Origin of the sequence: Arthrobacter sp. UNCCL28 (assembly GCF_900102805.1) — a bacterium.
GTDB classification, from domain to species: Bacteria; Actinomycetota; Actinomycetes; order Actinomycetales; family Micrococcaceae; genus Arthrobacter; species Arthrobacter nicotinovorans_A.
Window position 1 is genome coordinate 469,712 of the sequence record NZ_FMWE01000002.1, and the last position, 19,611, is coordinate 489,322.

The 19,611-nt window shown below is 62.9% G+C and carries 17 protein-coding genes; 13 read left to right on the forward strand and 4 right to left on the reverse strand.

The features are described from left to right. The gene (locus BLQ01_RS06730) at positions 1 to 1,158 is read left to right on the forward strand and encodes a uroporphyrinogen-III synthase (RefSeq protein ID WP_091550722.1); all 1,158 of its coding nucleotides are present in this window, start codon (positions 1 to 3) and stop codon (positions 1,156 to 1,158) included. Positions 1,159 to 1,268: 110 nt separating this feature from the next. Here BLQ01_RS06730 and BLQ01_RS06735 read toward each other — a convergent pair whose 3' ends face one another. Both BLQ01_RS06735 and BLQ01_RS06740 read right to left on the reverse strand, forming a co-directional pair. Next, entirely contained in the window at positions 1,269 to 2,567 is a 1,299-nt protein-coding gene (locus tag BLQ01_RS06735; protein ID WP_091550723.1) for a Y-family DNA polymerase, read from the reverse strand. Positions 2,568 to 2,771: 204 nt separating this feature from the next. After that, positions 2,772 to 3,437, reverse strand: a complete 666-nt coding sequence (locus tag BLQ01_RS06740) for a hypothetical protein (RefSeq protein ID WP_139183448.1) — start codon at positions 3,435 to 3,437, stop codon at positions 2,772 to 2,774. A 315-nt stretch (positions 3,438 to 3,752) separates the two neighbouring features. Between BLQ01_RS06740 and BLQ01_RS06745 the strand changes: the two genes are divergently transcribed. The 3 genes from BLQ01_RS06745 to BLQ01_RS06755 are packed head-to-tail and all read left to right on the forward strand — an operon-like array spanning position 3,753 to position 8,118. Then, the gene (locus BLQ01_RS06745; RefSeq protein ID WP_139183449.1) at positions 3,753 to 5,279 is read left to right on the forward strand and encodes a tetratricopeptide repeat protein; all 1,527 of its coding nucleotides are present in this window, start codon (positions 3,753 to 3,755) and stop codon (positions 5,277 to 5,279) included. After that, positions 5,276 to 6,466, forward strand: coding sequence for an MFS transporter (locus tag BLQ01_RS06750; RefSeq protein ID WP_091550728.1), 1,191 nt, complete (start codon positions 5,276 to 5,278; stop codon positions 6,464 to 6,466). The genes BLQ01_RS06745 and BLQ01_RS06750 overlap by 4 nt, the downstream gene beginning before the upstream one ends. Then, positions 6,466 to 8,118, forward strand: a complete 1,653-nt coding sequence (locus tag BLQ01_RS06755; protein WP_091550730.1) for an alpha/beta hydrolase family protein — start codon at positions 6,466 to 6,468, stop codon at positions 8,116 to 8,118. Before BLQ01_RS06750 ends, BLQ01_RS06755 begins: the two co-directional genes overlap by 1 nt. A 19-nt stretch (positions 8,119 to 8,137) precedes the next feature. Here the strand turns inward: BLQ01_RS06755 and BLQ01_RS06760 are convergent, their stop codons facing one another. After that, the gene (locus tag BLQ01_RS06760; protein ID WP_254779262.1) at positions 8,138 to 8,425 is read right to left on the reverse strand and encodes a hypothetical protein; all 288 of its coding nucleotides are present in this window, start codon (positions 8,423 to 8,425) and stop codon (positions 8,138 to 8,140) included. A gap of 125 nt (positions 8,426 to 8,550) precedes the next feature. Then, positions 8,551 to 8,982: a LexA family protein gene (locus tag BLQ01_RS06765; RefSeq protein ID WP_026547099.1), complete on the reverse strand. Its 432-nt coding sequence runs from the start codon at positions 8,980 to 8,982 to the stop codon at positions 8,551 to 8,553. Between the two features lie 267 nt (positions 8,983 to 9,249). On the opposite strand from BLQ01_RS06765, the gene BLQ01_RS06775 reads away from it, so the two are divergent. The 9 genes from BLQ01_RS06775 (at position 9,250) to BLQ01_RS06815 (ending at position 19,583) form a co-directional block, all read left to right on the forward strand. Continuing rightward, positions 9,250 to 9,681, forward strand: a complete 432-nt coding sequence (locus tag BLQ01_RS06775; RefSeq protein ID WP_091550735.1) for a hypothetical protein — start codon at positions 9,250 to 9,252, stop codon at positions 9,679 to 9,681. Between the two features lie 148 nt (positions 9,682 to 9,829). Further along, the gene (locus tag BLQ01_RS06780) at positions 9,830 to 10,261 is read left to right on the forward strand and encodes a hypothetical protein (protein ID WP_091550737.1); all 432 of its coding nucleotides are present in this window, start codon (positions 9,830 to 9,832) and stop codon (positions 10,259 to 10,261) included. Positions 10,262 to 10,409: 148 nt separating this feature from the next. Further along, positions 10,410 to 13,175, forward strand: a complete 2,766-nt coding sequence (locus BLQ01_RS06785; RefSeq protein ID WP_091550738.1) for a GMC oxidoreductase — start codon at positions 10,410 to 10,412, stop codon at positions 13,173 to 13,175. 74 nt (positions 13,176 to 13,249) lie between these two features. Next, on the forward strand, positions 13,250 to 15,235 hold the full coding sequence (locus tag BLQ01_RS06790) for a hypothetical protein (RefSeq protein ID WP_254779264.1): 1,986 nt from the start codon (positions 13,250 to 13,252) through the stop codon (positions 15,233 to 15,235). Then, the gene (locus BLQ01_RS06795; protein WP_091550741.1) at positions 15,232 to 16,305 is read left to right on the forward strand and encodes an alpha/beta fold hydrolase; all 1,074 of its coding nucleotides are present in this window, start codon (positions 15,232 to 15,234) and stop codon (positions 16,303 to 16,305) included. The genes BLQ01_RS06790 and BLQ01_RS06795 overlap by 4 nt, the downstream gene beginning before the upstream one ends. After that, positions 16,302 to 17,273, forward strand: a complete 972-nt coding sequence (locus BLQ01_RS06800) for an acetoacetate decarboxylase family protein (protein ID WP_091550743.1) — start codon at positions 16,302 to 16,304, stop codon at positions 17,271 to 17,273. Before BLQ01_RS06795 ends, BLQ01_RS06800 begins: the two co-directional genes overlap by 4 nt. Further along, the gene (locus tag BLQ01_RS06805) at positions 17,270 to 17,752 is read left to right on the forward strand and encodes a hypothetical protein (RefSeq protein ID WP_026547092.1); all 483 of its coding nucleotides are present in this window, start codon (positions 17,270 to 17,272) and stop codon (positions 17,750 to 17,752) included. The genes BLQ01_RS06800 and BLQ01_RS06805 overlap by 4 nt, the downstream gene beginning before the upstream one ends. After that, on the forward strand, positions 17,749 to 18,231 hold the full coding sequence (locus BLQ01_RS06810; RefSeq protein WP_223944974.1) for a hypothetical protein: 483 nt from the start codon (positions 17,749 to 17,751) through the stop codon (positions 18,229 to 18,231). The genes BLQ01_RS06805 and BLQ01_RS06810 overlap by 4 nt, the downstream gene beginning before the upstream one ends. Then, positions 18,228 to 19,583, forward strand: coding sequence for a patatin-like phospholipase family protein (locus BLQ01_RS06815; protein ID WP_091550744.1), 1,356 nt, complete (start codon positions 18,228 to 18,230; stop codon positions 19,581 to 19,583). Before BLQ01_RS06810 ends, BLQ01_RS06815 begins: the two co-directional genes overlap by 4 nt. Positions 19,584 to 19,611: the final 28 nt, after the last annotated feature.

The following is a 19,611-nucleotide window of genomic DNA, read 5'->3' on the forward strand; positions in this document are numbered from 1 at the left end:
ATGACTGTTGCACGCACCTTTGAAGTCCAGGACCCTACAGCTGCACCGGAAGTTTCCGAGGCCGCCGATGCGCCGCTGGATGGATTCCGGATCGGAGTCACCTCGCACCGCCGTTCCCGTGACCTCATTGAGGCCCTGGAGCGCCGCGGTGCGAGCGTGTTGCACGCCCCCGCACTGAAGATCGCCCCGGTGCAGGAAGACATGGTCCTTATTGAGGACACCCGCACCATCATTGCCGCGAAGCCGGACATCTGCATCGCCACCACCGCGTACGGCATGCGCCGTTGGTGCGAGGCCGCCGACTCTTTCGGCATCGGAGAACAACTCCTGGACGCACTCTCCGTCTGCCGCATGTTCGTCCGTGGACCCAAGGCCCGCGGTGCCGTACGCGCGGCCGGTCTTGCCGACGTCGGAATCAGCAGTGACGAAACCACGGCCACACTGGTTGACATGCTCCTGGCCGAAGGCGTGCGCGGCAAGACGGTGGCCGTGCAGCTGCATGGTTACACCGATGTGCGCCAGCTGGAACGGCTGCGCATGTCCGGTGCCATTGTCCTGACCGTCACCCCCTACCGCTGGGTGAAGCCCGACGGCGAGGACAAGCTCCCGCGCCTGATCGAGGCTGTGGTGGGCGGCAACCTCGATGTCCTGACTTTCACCAGCGCACCAGCCGTGGACGCGATGTGGAGCACAGCCCACGAAATGGGCCTTTACCGTCAGCTCATCGAAGCCCTGAAGGGCCCCGTGACGGTTGCCGCAGTGGGGCCTGTCACCGCACAACCACTGGTCGACGCCGGTCTGACGCCACTGATCCCTGACCGTTACCGCATGGGGGCGCTGATCCGGTTGGTTACCGAGCATTTGTCCCTGAACCATGTGCGCCGCTTGGAGACCAAGAGCGCCACCATTGAGCTGCGTGGGCGTTGCCTGCGGATCAACGGTGAGGTCATTGACTTGGCGCCGGCTCCCCTGCTGCTCCTGCGTGCCCTGCTCGGCGCGGGCGGGGCAGTGTTGTCCCGCGAGGCGCTCTCGGACCTGTTGGATCTGCGCGGCTCCGTGCATGCCCTGGACATGACGGTCAGCCGGCTGCGCTCCTCGCTGCCCGATGGCAAGCTCGTGGAAACGGTAGTCAAGCGCGGGTACCGGCTGCGGGCGTAGGTGCACTGCCCAGGCCGCCTGCCTGGGTGCCTGTCTGGGTGCCTGCCTGGGGTGCCTGCCTGGGGTGCCTGCCTGGGGTGCCTGCCCGTAGGTAGTGGCGTCCGCCCACCTCAGGCCGCCTTCACCAAGGGAAGTTCGTCCCAGTTGGTGGTGTACCGGGGACTGAGCATGTCCCGTTTCATGGACCAGTCGGGTCCTCCCTTGATTCCGGCGTGCCCCAAACCGATGGAGCCCCGGCCGTAGCGCTTGCTGACTTGCTCCAACAGGGGGCCGATCCCACGTTCCTCGTGCCGGTTCTCAAAGATCTCCAGCGGTTTCTGATTCCCGCTGGGGCGGAGGTCAGTGACCATAATCCCGGCCTTGGCGTACCTGACGCCTTCCTGGATCCTGGGAACCAATGCATGGGCAGCCTTGGTCAGCAGCACGGGATCCGAGGTGGGCATGGGCAGCTTGACGTTAACCGTCGGAAAGGACTTGTCGTTGGGGTTATAGACCGAAGTGGCGGCAAAGGCCGTGAGCAATTTTGCTTGGAGATCGTGTTTGGCGAGCCTGGCACTTGCCATCTGGCCGTAGACGCTGAGCACCTGCCGCAGCTGCGCCGTCGTCGTAATCGGCGTTGAAAAGGAGCGGGAGAAGATCAGCTGGTCCCTCCCGATCCTTTCCTCCTCCATCGGGATGCACGGGGTGCCCTGCAATTCCAGCACTGTGCGCATCATGACAATGGAGAACTTGTCCCGCAGGGCCACAGGGTCGGCCCGGACCAGGTCAAGGATGGAGAAGATCCCCATGGCGTTCAACCGTTTGGTCAGCCTGGTGGCTACGCCCCAGATCTCAATCACCGACAGCCGTGCCATCAAGGCCTCCCGTTGGGCCTCAGGAACCGAGTCCCAACGGCACACTCCGTTGAAAGCCGGATTGTGCTTGGCCCATTTGTTGGCCAGCTTGGCAAGCGTCTTGGTACGGGCAATCCCCACGCAGACCGGCACGCCCACATGCCGTTGGCACGCAGTTTTGATGGTCCGTCCCAGTTCCAGCAGCTCTTGCGGTTGACCTTTTACCCCCAGAAACGCCTCATCAATGGAGTACACCTCCTGCCAAGCCGAGTAGCGGGCCAGGAGTTCCATGACACGGGAGCTGATGTCCCCGTAGAGCTCGTAGTTGCTTGAGAGGGCAATGAGACCCCATTCCCTGGCCCGTGGAGCAAGTTTGAACCAAGGTTCCCCCAGCCCGATCCCCAGCTTCTTCGCTTCCGGAGACCTGGTCACTGCGCAGCCGTCGTTGTTGGACAGCACAATCACTGGCTTGCCCTCCAGCGAAGGGTTGAAGGCACGTTCCGCCGAAGCGTAGAAACAGTTGATGTCCACGTGGGCGATCTCTTGCATCCGGTGCATGAGTGCTGGCTTGGACATCGGTCTCCTCCGTTCGGCGTCAGCACGCGTGCCGCGATTCTGGAGCAGGACACGCCGCGTACTCGAACATATATTCGAATACCTTTACTGTACCGCCAGGCCCCGACAAGAAGAGGACAGCCAGGAAACCTCCCGCTTCCTGCGCCGAAGAAGTCGGCTGCCGATGACGGCTACAAGGTGTTTCCTGGCCAGTGAGTGGCGACCCTAGCGCGGCACCACGATCTCATCGACTCCGCACTGGAGCACAAGGTTGCCACTTCCGCCCGTCAGTATGCAGTCCTTGGGGTCGAAGAACTGTGTGGCGGACAGCGACGGGACACTTCGCTGCCAGAGCCCCCACGATTTTTGTGAATAAATGGAATAGGTTTGTGGGTCGAACCCTGATTGTTCGACGATGACACTTTCTCCGCTGCTGGCCTTTACTTCGGTGTAGGTTGCCGCCACGGCGGCCAGCCCCATGCCAGCCGAATACAGAGACCACGGCAGAGCCGCCGCCACACTGGCCAGAACTGCAAGTACAGCAGTCAGCCGCCGGAGCCAGCCACGGGAAATCCGCCTGACCAACGCCGGTATAAGCAGAGCCAGTGCCACCACGGCAGCAAATCCGCTCAGAAGGTGAGCGAACAGAATAAACGCCCACCCCGGCATAACGAGGTAGACCAGAACCTCGGGCCACGAGTCGCTGACCCACACCGCGGAGGCTTGGGCGACCGCTCCCAGCAACACCGAGACGAGGGCCGACGCGATGCCCCACATGAGGCGCGAGGCAACGGATCGCCTCGAATCCGTTTCCGCGGAAACCCCTGCTCCTACTCGAGAAGCGCCCAACCGGGCCGCCGTTACGTCGTCCCCTGGCAACAGTTTCCGCACACTGCCATCCAATCACGCTTCTGATGTCGCCGTGGCGTCGCGAAAGCACTGGGGCGATGAAGTGAAGGTTTGAAAACCATGTGACTTTGCCTGTCAATAAATCTGTGTTAGCTTCCTCACGAGGGCAGCAAAGGGCTGTACTCATTTATTGATTGGGGAAATCAGTGCAGCTCAAGATCGAAAAGCCCAAGGAACAGAAGATTGACTTTGCCGTCCTTTATGGCGGTAAAGCAACACTCTAGTTTCCGCTTCAGGGGTGCCGGTTCAGTACCGGCACCCCTGCCTTTTTACATCTAAGGACTCATCTTGTTCTGCGTGAGCGCATCAACTAATTCCCCTGTTTCATTTGGCGTCGTCAAGGCCATACTCCAGAGTTTAGGATTAAGTCCCACCGCGCACCCGGACGAACTCTCCCAGAGCCTTCGTCTCCTCTACCCCTTGGACACCGCGTTGTCGGCCAAAGTGAGGGCTGGATCAGCCAGCCTTACGGACGCAGCAACATCCAGTGAGCAGATCCGCTTCTTTCAGCAGCAGAGAGCCCAGCGCAGTTACATAAAGATCGCCCAGTACCTTTCCCGGACCCACGGGCAAGTGGAAATCGTGGTGACGGACGCCCTGGAAATGGACAAACCGAGCCGTGATTTCCTTGATGTCGCCGTCCGGATCTGCGGCTGGTCGGTTCAGTTGCGGATAGAGACCGTGGAAGATGCCGCCCTTGTCCCCGTCCAGGAAGAGGAACGGGCGTTGCTCGCCCTGCTTCGGGCTCCCTCCAGAGGGGACAATGCTGCCCGCATAGCATCGTTGGCGTTTGACTACGTCAACTCGGGTGATGCCTGGACTGCCCTGAACCTGGGCCAACGCCTACAGGAGACTGAACAGTCACCGCGCGTGTGGAACCTCTTGGCCCTCGCCAGCGCCATGTTGGATGCAACAATCCAAGCCGAGTTCTATTACGAGCGCTGGCGTGACTCCGGGGAACCGCTTGATGCAGTACGCGCGCTCTATGGCAAAGCCATGTTGTACGCCCGCCACCACCCGTCCGGGTTGAGGAGCCTGGATCGTAGTGAGGCACTGCTGAATGAGGCTTATGCCATCATTCAAGGTCTAACGCCGGACGAGCGGGAAAATGACAACGTCGTTTTTGATGAGGTGTTCAACAGGAACGGGCTCGCGCTCATCCTTTTTCGGCGAGGCAACGTCGATGATGCCGTCCGGCTCCTTCGCTGGGGGATCGAAAAGCTCACCCTGACCGGTGAGAAAGTGGCAATCCATCGGTCAGTACTGATCTACAACCTGGCCCAGTGCCACAAGCAATCCGGAGATCCGGCCGCAGCGATCTCAACATACGTTGAACTTCTGGACGTTGATCCTCACATGCCTGAGTATCATTTGGAAGCCGCGAAATGCCTTGCGTCTGCGGGAGAACTTGCTCAGGCCTTGGACGCGTGCAGAACCGCTCTTAAACTCGATGAGACGCTGGCCGCGGCATGGGGGCTGACCGGAGTATATGAAGGGGAACTGGGCAGGCACGACGAGGCCGCGACCGCGCATGCGCGGGCCGCCTCCCTGGCGCCCCGAATCCATGCCCACACCACAGATCTGGTCTACAGCCTCGTGCTTGCTGGACGTGTGGACGAAGCCGCCCACCACGTTGATGGTTGGATCGTCGGCGATCTGGCCCAGAGCGAAGCTGAGCGCCGAGCCTCCCTCAGCGCCGAGATCCTGGTCCGTCAGGGCCACTTCGCTGACGCGATGGAACCGTTGGAGGCCGGACTGGCTCTTTTCCCGGAATCCGAAGTGCTGACAGCCAACCGCGAAGCGATTCTGAGCTATTCCGCATGAAAGTCGGATTGCGCGGACAGCTCGGACTATTTACGGTTCTCTTTGCCGGTGGCATGTGGATGTCCAAGATCGCCCAACCGCTCTATTTTGAACAACTTGGCGCGCTGGTCGCATTCGGCATCGGGTATGCCGTCATGGCAGTCGTAGGAGGATTCTCTTTTGCTTGGGGCGCGTTCGCAGATCGCTTTGGTGGCCTCAATTCTGTTCGCTTGGGGACGCTGATCTACGGTATCGGAATTGCTGGTCGACTTTTTACCGACGTCGTCCCTGTCGTTGTCTTCTCGGCAATTGCCGGGGCAGGCGCTTCGCTGGTCCTCGTGGCCATCAGGCCTTGGGTCCGTGCCACTGCAACTGATGATGAGATACCGAAGATTGTTGGAGCCAGGAATCTGGGCAATCAGACCGGCATCCTCTTGGGCACAGTGGGAGCCGGCTCCGTCTTCGCGCTGGCGGCAACGCAGGTGGACGGAGCAAGGACTGCATTGCTGACCGCGCCTGCGCTGATTGCCGCCGCGTTTGTCTGGGTTCTCATTTCCCCTCAGCCGCCTGCGCGTCCCCGTGTGGAAGCAAAGCCCCAACAGGCCGATCCCACCCTTGATCGCCGGCGATACACGGCGGTCGCGGCCAAGTTGGCTGCCATAGGAGTACTCTCCGGCTTCTATGTCAGCCTGGTTGCACCGTACCTGCCTCTGATTCTGACCAACGGCGGAGCCACAGCGGCGCAGGCAGCATTGATTATGGCGGTTATGAGCCTCGCTCAAATCGGGGCCACGTGGCTTTTTTCACGCCACAGCAAGGCGACCAAACCCTTCGGACTTTTCACAGTCGCCGAAGTTTTCACTGGACTCATTACGACGGCGGCCGCCCTCGCCTTGGGGTTTGGTGTTCTGTGGATCGCCATTATTTTCATTGTGCGCGCCGCATTCGTATCCCTTGCCGTTGCGGCAGAAGAAACCATCCAGTACGCCGTGATCCCTGCGAAGGCCACAGGATTCATCTTCGGGATTTCCCAGACCGCCTTCCTGGTTGGTGATGCCCTCGGGGGAGTCATGGGGGCTCCGCTCTGGATGGGTATAGGCCCGGAAGGACTACTCGTCACTGCAGGCGTCATCACACTGGTTAACTCCGGACTACTTCCGCTTTTACTTAGAGGAGTACGAACAGAACCGATGGTGAAGGTGGCGTAGTGGCCGGCGTCGAGACCGTATTTGAAGAGGACCACTTGGTCCCCATCGCTGTGGCGAACGACGCACTGTTTGCCTTCAGCAGACTGGATGGAAACCTCTATAAGACCTCAGCCGGCGGGCATGACCAAGGTGGAAAATATGACGTTTTGCCAATGTCCGACCTTTCAGCACCGTTCTGTGTCCCTGGGCGCCCGTTCATCTATGACCTTGTCCATAGCGCCAACATGTTGACGGTGAGGGCGATAGCCCTACAGGAGTCAGGGCTGGGCTCCCCGTCGGAGCGGACCTTCGCAGCTCCGATCGACAGCACCCACCGTCTGGACAGCCTGATGCCCGACGCCGCAGAAGCGACTCTCTGCGCAGTCTTTGAACCACTTGTCGAGGACGGGAAAGGGGTGTATTTGGATATCCGCTCCGGGAGGGTGCAGCCATTTGAAGCTACCTTCGGCGTCCCGAGGTGCATACTCACCGATGGAACGATGGTTGCCGAGTCCGATTCAGGGTGGAGCACTACCCTGCGCGGCGTCCCGGTCCGCAAGGGACCGGGATCAGTCATTTCGGTGACCTCCGAGTTTGCCGTGATCAGGCGGTCGAACAAGTCTGGTAGCTTGTTTTCGCTCGTGAGCGGAACAGACGTCCAAGACATCGTCCCCCCTTCCGGCTGGAACATCATTTCCCTTGCCGCATCCGATACCCGAATAACGGCGTACGCCATCCATTCCACACGGGGCCAGCGCCTTCTTTATATGGATCCCCACGATGGATCCTTCGCGTTTGCGGCCACCGAACCCGCAACCTCGCAGGTATTCGCCATGGGGGCGGACGAGGATCCGGTGATCCGGTCCACCGGCCTTGTGCATGGTTCTTCCTGGCGGACCAGCCGAGGCGTGTTTACCGGGATAGCTTCTGAGCGGGTCGATGTGCGGGCTGTGCACCTCAATCCGGCGGGGCTGCCGTGCGTTTACGTCCAAGGCCGGCAACCTCGCGCCGAGGAACTCCTGGTGTGCCTGCACGGGGGCCCCGACAGTCACGAACTCGACGATCTCAGATTCGGCGGCACCTATCGCAGGATCCTCGATGCAGGTTTTGATTTACTGATCCTTAACTACCCGGGCTCCACAGGTTTCGGCGGCACATTTCAGGAGCTTGCCTGGCAGAACTGGGACAGAGCGGTTCAAACTTCCGCAGAAGCGGTTGCCGAGATCCTGAAGAGCCGCCCCACCTCAGCAGTATCCATCCTCGGCGTTAGCTTTGGTGCTTGGATAGGGCTTCGACTCGCAGCACACATCCAAGCTAGGCTCGTGGTTGCCCTGTCCCCCATCCTTGACCTGCAGCAGCACATTCAGCTCCACGGGGACGATCCGGAGTTTCGCAGGTGGGCACAGACCCGCTTCGTTTTCCCTTCGGCAGCTGCAAGGGACGGCGAAGCACACGCACCGACCTGCGCAGCGCCCGTGGTTGTTATTGCCCCGGACAGTGACGAAGTGGTCCTGCCGGCGTCCACACAAGAGGCAATGCTCGCAGCTCAGAAAACCGGTCAGGCGTGGACCGCGGTAGCGGTCCCGGGCAACCATTACCCTGCCGCGTCCGCTGATGCTGAAAGACGCTGGGCCGCGGTGGTTGACGTCCTGACAAAAACCCCGACGGACTGACCCGCAACCCCGGCCTTCGTTACCCTGCAGTGCGACCATCCCGTTCTCCTTGTCCGAAGGAGCGCTCCAAGGCAGAGACGAGGACAGCAGGCGCCAGCCGGTCCAACAGGTCCACGGGCCTGGTATCCCGCAGTCCTGGGCAGCCGGTGACCATCCAGGCCGAAAAGTAATTGTGCGGAATCCTCAGTTCCATGGCACGCGCAAACAGGCACAGCACCACGGGGTGCAAGGACAAGTCTTCGCGGAATTGGAAACCGGGACAGTACGTGCCATCTGCGGAAAACACGCGCACCAGTTGTTGCATCACAGGTTCGGGATCCTCATGTAGCTTCGCGAGCCGATGACGGACCCTTTCCAGATCCGGCAAGCCGAATTCGGCGCCCATCCGTTCCCAGAGTTCACTGGGAACGGGCCCTTGCGAACGGGGCGGGCTCAAATGTGGTGCAGGCATGTGGTGGCAACTCCCCAGATGGTGAGTTCAGAAAGGGCCGGCACGCGGATGTCCGGGTACTTGGGATTGTCGGCCTGGAGGATCACTCCCGAGGGCGTGACGCGGAGCCGTTTGATGGTCAGTTCCCCGTCGAGGACAGCCACGACGACGGACCCATCCCTGGGCTCCAGTGCCCGGTTGACGATCAGCTCGTCACCATCACTGATCCCTGCACCTTCCATGGACTGCCCTGTCACCCGGACCACGAAGGTGCTGGTGACGTCCTTGATGAGGTGCTCGTTGAGATCGATCCGGCCATCAAAATAGTCCTGCGCCGGCGAGGGATAACCGGCCGCCACCGGGAGAGGTGCCAGCAATACTGACATCAGGGAAAAGCCCGCATCTATCACGCGGGGGCCGACTATCACGCCCACAACACACCTTTATTCGAATATATGTTCGATACTTGAGTGTACAGCGGATGACGGACATTGTGGTCACCCCCTTGGTTTCCGCGGCGCAGGAGGCCGGCGGAATGGGGGTTGCGGCCGTTTACGCGTCCTGGCAAAAGACCGGTACTTTAGGGAATGTCAAGCCAACGGAGGCTAGGCAGGAGACTCAACAAACCACCGTCTTCGACTGCAGGGTTCAACGCCGCGACGTTGTCCCCAGTCGCGCTGTGCATCGCGAATTGGAGAGCCATGACCGCCCGGAGCAAGGACGTAGCTGATGCACTCAGCGCCGATGTCACCCGTATTTTCAAGGAACGCTACCCGGATGAGCTGGCACACGCACAGGCCGTCCACGCACGCTCTGAGAAACTGGTTCTCGTCTTGATGTTCTCCACCGTGGCGCTGTGGTTCCTCGGCCCCGCGCTGTTCCTGACCGGTCTTATCAACCAAGTGGTCGTCATCGTGGTGCCGGGTCTGATGACCCTTGCGTTCCTCACCGTCGTGCTCGCAGCAATCGTCCGCAACCGGGCTGCGGCGAGGCCCGTCGTCGAGTACGCAAAGCAATGGGGTCAGAACGTCACAAGCGTGACGAAGAGGGGCATTACCGTCGCTGTTCCTAAGGGCGCTGTCACGGTGCCCGCGGAGTTCCGTGAGACGCGCAGGGTCACCCGCCAGCCCTGATGCCGCCATGGCGCCAAGCCCGGAACAGCGCTGCACGGCACCACCTGCACCAAGCCCGGGCGGTCTCCGCGGAGGTCTGTACGGCGGAACGGGACGAGTCATACCCTGAAGCTGTTCAGCAACGCGAACACCCGAAAAGAGGGCGGCCATGGCACGGGATCCCAAACCTACGTTGGAGCACTTGAACATCCTCCTCGGCGAGTGGGAAACATCAGTTCCGGGCAAGGATGTGCCCGGCCGGACCGCCTTCGAATGGTTGGAAAGCGGAGGCTTCCTCATCCAGCGTTCCACGGTCCAGCGGCCGGAGTACCCCAATGCGGTCAGCGTCATTGGAGCCACAGGCTCGGATGGAGCCTTCCAACAGCATTACTTTGACTCCCGGGGCGTGGCCAGGATCTACGACATGACGCTCAAGGACGGCGTGTGGACCCTGTTCAGGGATGGGCCCGACTGGCCGCAACGCTTCGTTGGCCACTTCTCCAAGGACGGCAACACCATTACTGCCCGGTTGGAACGCGGGACCTACCCCGGCGGGCCGCTGGAACACGACTTTGACATGATCTATACCCGCATTGCCTAGCGCGCGCTGAATCCACTGTCTCCACCTCATTTACAGATCCCCTGCCCGGTGGGAACATAAGCCCCATAGTCCGCGGAGGCATCGCCCGGCCACGCCCGGCGCCGTCAGCTGCAGCTATGTAGTCAGCTTTCCTCTAAGAGGAACGGCCATGGGTCGTCTGGGGACCGGGAACAGTGGGGCTGCGGGACCTGAGCCCGCTTCTGATCAGGCACGCCGCCGCGATGGCATCGAAAAGGTCGACGCCGTGGTGGTGGGCTCCGGCTTTGGAGGTTCCGTGGCGGCGCTTCGACTGGCCGAGGCCGGGCAGTCCGTTGTGCTCATGGAACGCGGCAAACCGTACCCGCCCGGCAGTTTCGCGCGTTCGCCGTCGGAGATGGGGCGGAACTTCTGGGATCCGGACCGGGGCTTGTATGGACTTTTTGATGCCTGGACGTTCCGCGGCACTGAGGGGCTGGTGTCCAGCGGGTTGGGCGGTGGCTCACTGATCTACGCCAATGTCCTCTTGCGCAAGGACGAAAAGTGGTTCGTCAACGAATCCCCCATCCCCGGCGGCGGATATGAGAACTGGCCCTTCACCCGGGCAGACCTCGATCCCCATTACGACGCCGCCGAAGCCATGCTCCAGCCCGTCCCCTACCCGTACATGGACACCGCGAAGACCCTGGCCATGGAGAAGTCGGCCGCGAACCTGGGACTGTCCATCACCAGGCCTCCCATAGCCGTCACGTTCTCGGCAGCACCAGGGACCGAACCGCGAACCAACCATGCACTGCCGCTGCCCGGCTACGGCAGTATCCACGGTCCTGCCACGGTGCGCACCACCTGCACGCTCAGCGGTGAGTGCGACATCGGGTGCAATGCCGGCGCCAAGAACACCCTGGACCACAACTACATCTCAGCGGCCGCCTTCAAGGGAGCCGATGTCAGAACGTTCCATGACGTCCGTGGCATCCGGCCCTTGAACCCCGGGTCGCCGGGTGGCGGATACGAGGTCCGCTATGTGGTGCATCATCCGGATCATCACGGCGAACTTCTCACCGAACGCATCATCCATTGCCGCCGGCTCATGCTCGGTGCCGGCACATTCGGCACCAACTTCCTCCTGCTCCGAAACCGCGGTTCCCTCCCTGCGCTGAGCGACGCCCTTGGCACCCGTTTCAGCGGCAACGGCGACCTCCTGACGTTCATCATGGGTGCGAAGACGCCCCCGGCCAACGGCTCACGGCCCGGCGTCCGGAATCTGGCCGGCAGCCGGGGCCCGGTGATCACCACAGCCATCAGGGTCCCGGATTCACACGACGACGACGGCGATGGCCGCGGTTATTACGTGGAGGACGCGGGGTATCCGGCCTTCATGAACTGGCTCATCGAGACAGCGCAACTGGGCACCACCATCAAACGGACCGCCAAAGTGGCCGGGCAGCTCTTCAAGGACAGGCTGTTCGACGCCGGCCGGTCCAACGTCTCCGCCGACCTCGCCGCAGCGGTGGGCGATGGCCGTTTGTCCTCCAGTTCGGTGCCCATGCTGGGTATGGGCAGGGATGTCCCCGACGGTGTCATGACCCTCCGCGACGGGAGGCTGGCCATCGCGTGGACCATGGCAACCTCCAAGGAGTACTTCGGCCGCGTCCGCGAAACCATGGAGTCCATTTCCAAAGACCTGGACGGGGACTTCATCGACAACCCCCTCTGGTGGGCCAAGCGTGTCATCACGGTGCACCCGATCGGAGGAGCCCCCTCCGGACGGCATCCGGGCGAAGCAGTATGTGATTCCTACGGCGAGGTCTTCGGCTATCCCGGATTGTTCGTGGTGGACGGCGCCGCGATGCCGGGCCCTGTGGGTGCCAACCCGTCCCTGACCATTGCAGCGTTCGCGGAGCGCACCTGCGCCCACATCATCGGGAACGCAGGGGAACCTGGTCGCCGGGGCATCCGCCCGGCAGATGCCGCAGGCTCCGGCGGGTCCGGCGAAAAGGTGGCCGTACAGCAGGAGGCGGCCGGCGCCGTCGTCGACGTCGCCGCGTCCGCTCCGCGTGCGTTGGCTCCGGACGCCACCAAAGGCAAGACCGCACCTGAGGAAAAGCCAGCGAGCGCAGTCTCTGAGGTGCCCGAGGCTTCCCAGGTGCGCAGCCGCGGACTGGGCAGGCCCGGCACTCCAGGCGTAAGCGGCAAAGAGGCCACCTCCGTCCGGTTCACCGAACAAATGCACGGTTGGTTCAGTCCGGGCATCGCCGATCCGGAGAAAGGGCGGAGCCTGGGCAGGGACCGGAGCAGGAAGATCATGTTCGAGCTGACCATCATCGCCGAGGACATCGAGGCGTTCGCCTCCGACCCGAACCATCCGGCCAGAGCTGAAGGCTACGTGCTGGCGGACTACTTCGGTGGCCGGATGCCGGTGGAACGGGGCTGGTTCAATCTGTTTGTCCAGGAAACCGCCGACGCCGCTGCACCAGCAAGGCGCATGCTCTACCGGTTGTGGCTGCGGGACCCGGGCGGAACACCCTTCACGTTCACCGGCCATAAACTAATCCGCAACGAGGCAGGATTCGACCTCTGGGCGGACACCACCACCCTGTATGCCACCATCCTTCGCGGGCATGTGCCACCGGATGCAGCGCCATTAGATGCTGTGCCACCGGATGCAGCGCCACCGGATCCAGGGACGCAGGATGCCCCGCCACCGGACGCCGCACAGCCAACTGCAGGCGGCGCCGCCCAAGCAGGCGTCGTCGGGGCCGGAATCCTCTACATCCGGCCCCTCGACTTCGCCAAGCAACTCACCACGTTCCGCGCCGAAGGACCGGCCCCGGCGGCAGGCTTGGTGACGTTCGGGAAGCTGTTTGCCGGCGAACTCTGGCAGGTCTACGGGCGGCGTCCCAGAGGCGTCCCCTTCCCGTTCACGTCAAAGCGATGAAAAGCCGGGAGCTCGCAAAACACCATGCCGTACTGGGGTTCACACCCCAGCCTGCGGTTCGTTGGCTCTCGCCGATGTCCTTGGCCAGGACTGCGTTGAAGGTCGCAGCGGCCACGGTCTTTGCCGATTTCGGCGATAAGCGCGAGCTTGAGGGCAGCTTTCCCTCGGATTCCCTGAGCTTGGACAAAATTCCCCTCCCGGGCCAACCAGCCCAGCCCGCCGTCAGCAGCCGCGGACTTCCCTCCCCTGGCGATCTCCGGGATGGGCGGGCCGCCGCTGCGGGGGCGACGGAGATGTGGCTCGACTTCGCGGCCGACCTCGGCGACGGCTTCGACGCCACGTACACAGTGGCGTCCTTGCTGGCTCAGGACACGCTGACGGTGGACGGGCATGAACTTCCCCGTGGAAGGGTCCTGGTCCTGGGCGGAGACGAGGTTTACCCGGTCGCATCCCCGGCAGCGTACGAGAACCGGATGGTGGGTCCGTACCGGGCGGCCTTCCCACCCGCGTTGCGAGGCCCGCTCAGCGCCCTAAAACACGTCGATTACGCGCACAGCGGGCCACCCAACGCGTCTCCGGTCATGCTGGCGCTTCCCGGCAACCATGATTGGTACGACGGCCTCACCTCGTTCATCCGAGTGTTCACCAGGCAGCGGAGCATCGGGGGCTGGCGGACCATCCAAACCCGCAGCTACTTCGCCCTCCGCCTGACCGGAACCCCTCCCGGTCCGGGCAGGAACGGCACCCCCGGCTGGTGGTTGCTTGGCCTGGACAGCCAACTGGGGCAATACATCGACGAGCCACAACTGGACTACTTCTACCGGAACGTCACTGTGCAACTGCAGCCCGGCGATGCGATCATCCTCTGCGTCGCCGCTCCGTTCTGGGTTGACGCCACGCAACCCGGGTGGGGTGACTTCCGCCAGGTGAACTTCTTCGAGCAGGACTACCTGCGCCGGCGCTTCAACCCTGGAACGGGCCTGTTCGACGCCACCGGTGCCAGCGTCAGGCTCTGGCTTACCGGCGACCTCCACCACTATTCCCGCTACGAGGACTCCCCTTACGAGGAGTCCCCTTCTCCGGAAACCTCCGGCACCCAGCACCAGACCCCGGATCCGGGCAGGACCCAGATGATCACTTGCGGCCTGGGCGGCGCCTACCTCTCCGATACCCACGGACTGCCCGAACATCTCACCTTGCCTGCCGCGTCGGCCGCTCCCGGTGAATCGTCCAGCCTGCGCCACACACATCAGACAACAACACAGCAGACGGGCACAGAACAGCCAGACACCGGCCGCGTCTTCACCCGCACGCCCACCACGTTCCCCGGCCAAGGACACTCCCGCCTGCTCGGCCCGCAACTGGCCAACCCCTTCTCGCAGTTCTGGCTCCCCATCCGCAACCCCGGCTTCGGGCTCTCGCTGGGCATCATGCACGTGGTGGCCGCCCTGACGTTGTGGACAGTCTTCAGTGCCTTTCGCGGTGAGGCCTTTGTGGACAGCCTGCGCAGCCTGGCCCGCGGAGACACCCCGGTACTTGTCATTGTCCTGATCCTTGCAGTGCCGCTCCTCCTGGCAGTTGCCTCGTTGTCCGTACGTTCGTTGGGTCTGGCACAGGCGGGCATCGTCGTTTTCGCCCGCGGCGCGCTGTACCAACTGTCCGCGCTCGCGGTGAGTACCGCCGTCGTGATCCTGGTTCCCTGGCCGGAGAGTTGGCCGGACGTCGTGATCCTGCTCCTGGTGCTTGCCTTGGTACATCTGGGCGGGTGGGCGCTGGGCAGCGAGGCCTTTGCCCTGTACATCCTGGCGACGCCCAGTGGCGAAGTGGCCACGTGGAAGATGTCGGGCCAGGCGATCGAAGACCACAAGGGTTTCCTCCGCATCCATCTCTCCTCCGACGCCAACCTCACCGTCTACCCGTTGATGGTGGACACCGTCTGCCGCGATTGGAAATTGGCAACGAACGACGACGGCGCGCGGCCGGTACCGGTGGCCGGTTTGCCTGCCGTGCGGCTGCTTGAAGAACCCATCACCATCGCATTGAAGGGAAGCACCCCATGATCACCACCCGTGCCGAGCACAGGACAGAGGTCATCCCTATCCGTGCCCGCGACAAAACACCCTTGAGCCTGGTCCACGTCACCTCCCCTGTTGAGGCCGTCAAAGGGCCGGTGATCCTGGTTCACGGCTCCGGCGTCCGGGCCGAGCTGTTCAGGCCACCGGTCCGCACCACCATCGTCGACGTGCTCCTCGACGACGGGTGGGACGTTTGGATGCTGAACTGGCGTGCATCGATCGACCTTGACCCCCTGTCCTGGACGCTCGCCGACGCGGCCGTACACGACCATCCCGCCGCCGTCGAGCACGTCCTGAACGCAACCGGAGCCGAAAGCCTGAAAGCCGTCATCCACTGCCAGGGCTCCACGTCATTCACTATGTCGGCAGTGGCGGGACTGCTGCCGCAAGTGGACACCATCGTGTCCAACGCAGTGTCCCTGCACCCCGTGGTCCCGGCGTTCTCACGACTGAAAATCGACTACCTCACGCCAGTGGTCAAAGCCTTCACCCCTTACCTGTCGCCGGCGTGGGGCTACAAGTCCCAGGGCTACTTCACCCGCGCCATCCGGGGCCTGGTTAAAGCCACCCATCATGAATGCGACAACACCGTCTGCAAAATGGTCAGCTTCACCTACGGCAGCGGCCGTCCCGCCCTCTGGTCCCATGAGAACCTCGACGACGCCACCCACCAATGGCTCAGCGGTGAGTTCGCCGAAGTACCAGTAACTTTCTTCGAGGAGATGGGCCGCAGCATCAAGGCCGGGCACGTGGTGGCCGCCGGAAACCACCCGGAGCTACCTCAGAACCTGGTGGCCGAAGCCCCGCAGACCGATGCGCGTTTCGCCTTCATTGCCGGTCTGGACAACCGGTGCTTCCTGCCTGAAAGCCAGCAACGCACCTACGAATTCTTCCAAAAACACCGTCCAGGGAAGGACTCGCTCCACCTCATTCCCGGCTACGGCCACCTTGACGTCTTCTTCGGCGAGCACGCCTGGCAGGACACCTTCCCCATCATTGTCGATGAGTTGAACCGAACCTCCCCATCGACCACAGCCCCGGAGTCGAAGCCATGAAAAACCTCACCGAACTTGCCGTCCCCCTGCTCAAACTCCTCCCATCACCTGTGCCGCGCAGGCAGGAACGGCTGCGTGGGCAGCACGCTTTCGCCGATGGAATCAAGTACGTCATGCCCGTCAATTCCGATGACTCACCAGTGCTGATGGCCGCATTTCCCATCAACAAACGGGCCGCCGCAGCCGCACTTCCCGGTTCGGAAATGCGGCCCTTCATCCTTGGCGGCAAGGGGCTGCTGGTGGTGACAGTGGTCAACTACAAATCCACCGACATCGGCAAGTACATCGAGTACTCCCTCGCCATAGCGATCACCCACGGAAGCAGGCCCGCCCCACCCATCCTTCCCCTCCTCTTCCAAAAGACCTTCAAACTGGGCCAGTTCGTGGTGGACCTGCCCGTCAGCTCGGAAGTCTCGGTCAAGGGCGGCAAGGGAATATGGGGCATGCCCAAGCACCAGGCCAACCTGGACTTCGTGGTCACGGACTCCACCGTCTCAGCCCAATACGACAAGGACGGCCAATTGGGTTGCTACATCGAGATCCAACGCCCCGATCCCCTCAACCTGCCCCTCAAACTGGCCGCCTCCAACTACTGCGTCTTCCGGAACATGCTCTGGAAATCGGACATCTACTTCGAAGCCACCGGGGACATAGCCCTCGGTGCCCAAGCCAAGGCGCGGCTCGTCCTCGGTGACGCGCCCGGCGTCGAACCCTTGAAAAGCCTGCAGGTGGAGAGCAATCCGGTGTTCACCGCCTGGTTGCCCCAAGCCCACGGAGTCCTGGATGACCATTACGAAGCGTGGTTCCTCACCGCTCCCACCCAACTCGAGGCCGTGGCCCTGCCTGGCGGGGACATGCTGGACAGCGTGGTGGACCTGGGCCAAGGGCAGGAATGGCTGGCACCGCCGGACCGGAGCCGGGTCTCCGGCGCTGTCCCAAGCCCGGCGCCCCGTGGTGGTGCCCAGTGAACTGGCTCCTCCTGCTGAACGCCCTCTACTTTCTCTTCGGCGCAACCATGTACGTGGGCACAATGTGGGTCCTGAAGTTCTTCCTCTACCCCACGTGGGAATCGTTGGCCCGCGATAACGTGGACATGCACTTCGGCATCCCCACCCGGGCGGCCACCAAGTTCTTCACCATCGTGGTGCCCGTCATGTTCATCTCCGGCGGCATCCTCGTGTGGTCCGAATGGGGCACCGTCCGTGTCATCCCCGCAGTGATCTGCCTGCTGGGAATCATCGTCCTGACCTGGGTGGGGCAAGGGATCATCATCCCCATCAACATCCGGATCCGCGGCGGCGACTTTGCCGACGACACCGAGCTGAGGTCATTGCTCAAACGCTGGATGATGCTCAACGACATCCGCTTCTACGTCTCCACCCTCACCTGGGCCGCCATGGTGTGGCTCCTGGTGGACCGTGGCCGGCTGCTCGAGTCATACGCGTGAACGCGCACCAGCCAACCCAACCCGGACATCCGGCACAAGCCCGGAAACCGCACCCGCCAGGTACCGCCGCCTGGGCGGCCGCCGACCCCCTCCGTGCGGTACTCGCCGTCATTGCCATCATCACGGTCCTGACCGGAGCAATACAGGTCCCTTTCGGCGGGCAAGTCCTGCAACTGATCGGCGCGGACTCCACACCCGTGACCCGCCAACTCTTTGGCACCGTGGGAATGTTCATGGTGGTGGTCGGCGGCCTTCTCCTCAACACCCTTCTCAACGACCCTCCCTCCCCCGAAGTGGTGCTGTGGTCCGCGCTCCAGAAAACCGGGGCCTTCGGAGCCGTGGGCATCGGCGTCCTCAACGGCGTCTTCGCGCCCATTGCCCTGATGGTGGCCTTCTTCGACCTCGCAACCGGGATCCTCCTCCTCATCCATTGGCGCCGCCTCACCGCCGCGCCGGCCACCATCGGGCTGCCAGGATGAAACACGCGGCAAAGCGTTCACTGGTCCTCGCCGGGGGCGGCATGCGGGTGGCCTGGCAAGCCGGCGTGGTGAAAGCGCTCGCCGAGGAAGGCCTGGAATTCCAGCACATTGACGGCACCTCCGGCGGGATCCTCACGGCGGGCATGATGCTCTCCGGTGTCCCGCCGGAAGAGATGTGCGCCCGCTGGTCAGGCGTTGACGTCAAGGACTTCGGCTCAGCATTGCCCGCGGGTGACTACCTCAAGGGCCCGTGGTCCCTGCCCGCCCTTGGCGACGCCGACGGCATCCTCGGCAAGGTATTTCCCGCCTTGGGCATCAACGACGCCACCATCCGTTCCCGCGCAACCCAAGCCGACGCCGTCGAGGGTTCCTTCAACGTGGTGGAGTTCACCGAAAAGCGCTGCCACGCAATCGACGCCGCGGACATTGACGCCGGGCTGATGGCTGCAGGCATGTCGCTTCCGATCTTCCTCAAACCCCTGCGCCGCGAAGGGAAAATCTGGACCGACGCCGTCTGGATCAGGGACGCCAACGTAGCCGAAGCCCTTCGGCGCGGCGCCGAAGAAATATGGCTGGTCTGGTGCATCGGTAACACCCCGTATTGGGGCGACGGGCCACTGGAACAATACGTCCACATGATCGAGATGAGTGCCATGGGCGCCCTCCTGGCTGACTTCGACGCTGCCGCAGCCGCAGGACAGGAGTTTGTGCTGCACGTGATCCGCCCCCGCCACCCCCTCCCCCTGGATCCGGAGTTCTACCTGGGCAGGGTCGACGCCGATGCACTGATCGGCATGGGGTACAGGGATGCCCGCGCCTATCTGGACACCATGACCTCCGCAGGGCTGGCCAAGGACGCCACATGCACGGCAATGACAGACCCTGCGCCAGGAGTCCGCTTTACCGACACGCTCCGGGGCACGCTGGATGGCTCGCCCCTGACTTTCAAAGCGGCGGTAATTCTTCCCTCCGATCCCGGGGATGAAGCGCCGCAACTCACGGGCTATCTGGAACACTCCCGCTTCGGACGGGCATTCCTGGCCGGCGGGCGGCTGGAAACCCATGGCGATGACCTCACGTACCGTGCCCGGATAAGGGTCGACGGCGGGTGGCAAACCCTTGCGCTGACACGGACCCTGAGCGATGACCCCGGGCCCGACGCCTGGGCTGATTCGCGTCACGCCCGGCTCGAAGTCGGCGGGCTCGCGGCCGATATAACCATGAGCCTGGGAGATGCTGCCGGGCTTCTGGCCTCCGTCGAACCAGTGGGCGCTCACGGATTTGTGGACCGCGCAGGAGCGGTGGCAGCTTTCGCGGGCAACGGGCTCCGTGAGCTGCTGCGCCGATATTGATCCCGTCCGCGGAGCTAATGTGACGCAC

Bases quoted from the DNA above. Each gene is read 5' to 3' on its own strand.
- BLQ01_RS06800 (WP_091550743.1), top strand. From the start codon at position 16,302: ATGAAAAACCTCACCGAACTTGCCGTCCCCCTGCTCAAACTCCTCCCA.
- BLQ01_RS06780 (WP_091550737.1), top strand. From the start codon at position 9,830: ATGGCACGGGATCCCAAACCTACGTTGGAGCACTTGAACATCCTCCTC.
- BLQ01_RS06750 (WP_091550728.1), top strand. From the start codon at position 5,276: ATGAAAGTCGGATTGCGCGGACAGCTCGGACTATTTACGGTTCTCTTT.
- BLQ01_RS06795 (WP_091550741.1), top strand. From the start codon at position 15,232: ATGATCACCACCCGTGCCGAGCACAGGACAGAGGTCATCCCTATCCGT.
- BLQ01_RS06735 (WP_091550723.1), bottom strand. From the start codon at position 2,567: ATGTCCAAGCCAGCACTCATGCACCGGATGCAAGAGATCGCCCACGTG.
- BLQ01_RS06790 (WP_254779264.1), top strand. From the start codon at position 13,250: ATGTCCTTGGCCAGGACTGCGTTGAAGGTCGCAGCGGCCACGGTCTTT.
- BLQ01_RS06815 (WP_091550744.1), top strand. From the start codon at position 18,228: ATGAAACACGCGGCAAAGCGTTCACTGGTCCTCGCCGGGGGCGGCATG.
- BLQ01_RS06785 (WP_091550738.1), top strand. From the start codon at position 10,410: ATGGGTCGTCTGGGGACCGGGAACAGTGGGGCTGCGGGACCTGAGCCC.
- BLQ01_RS06775 (WP_091550735.1), top strand. From the start codon at position 9,250: ATGACCGCCCGGAGCAAGGACGTAGCTGATGCACTCAGCGCCGATGTC.
- BLQ01_RS06730 (WP_091550722.1), top strand. From the start codon at position 1: ATGACTGTTGCACGCACCTTTGAAGTCCAGGACCCTACAGCTGCACCG.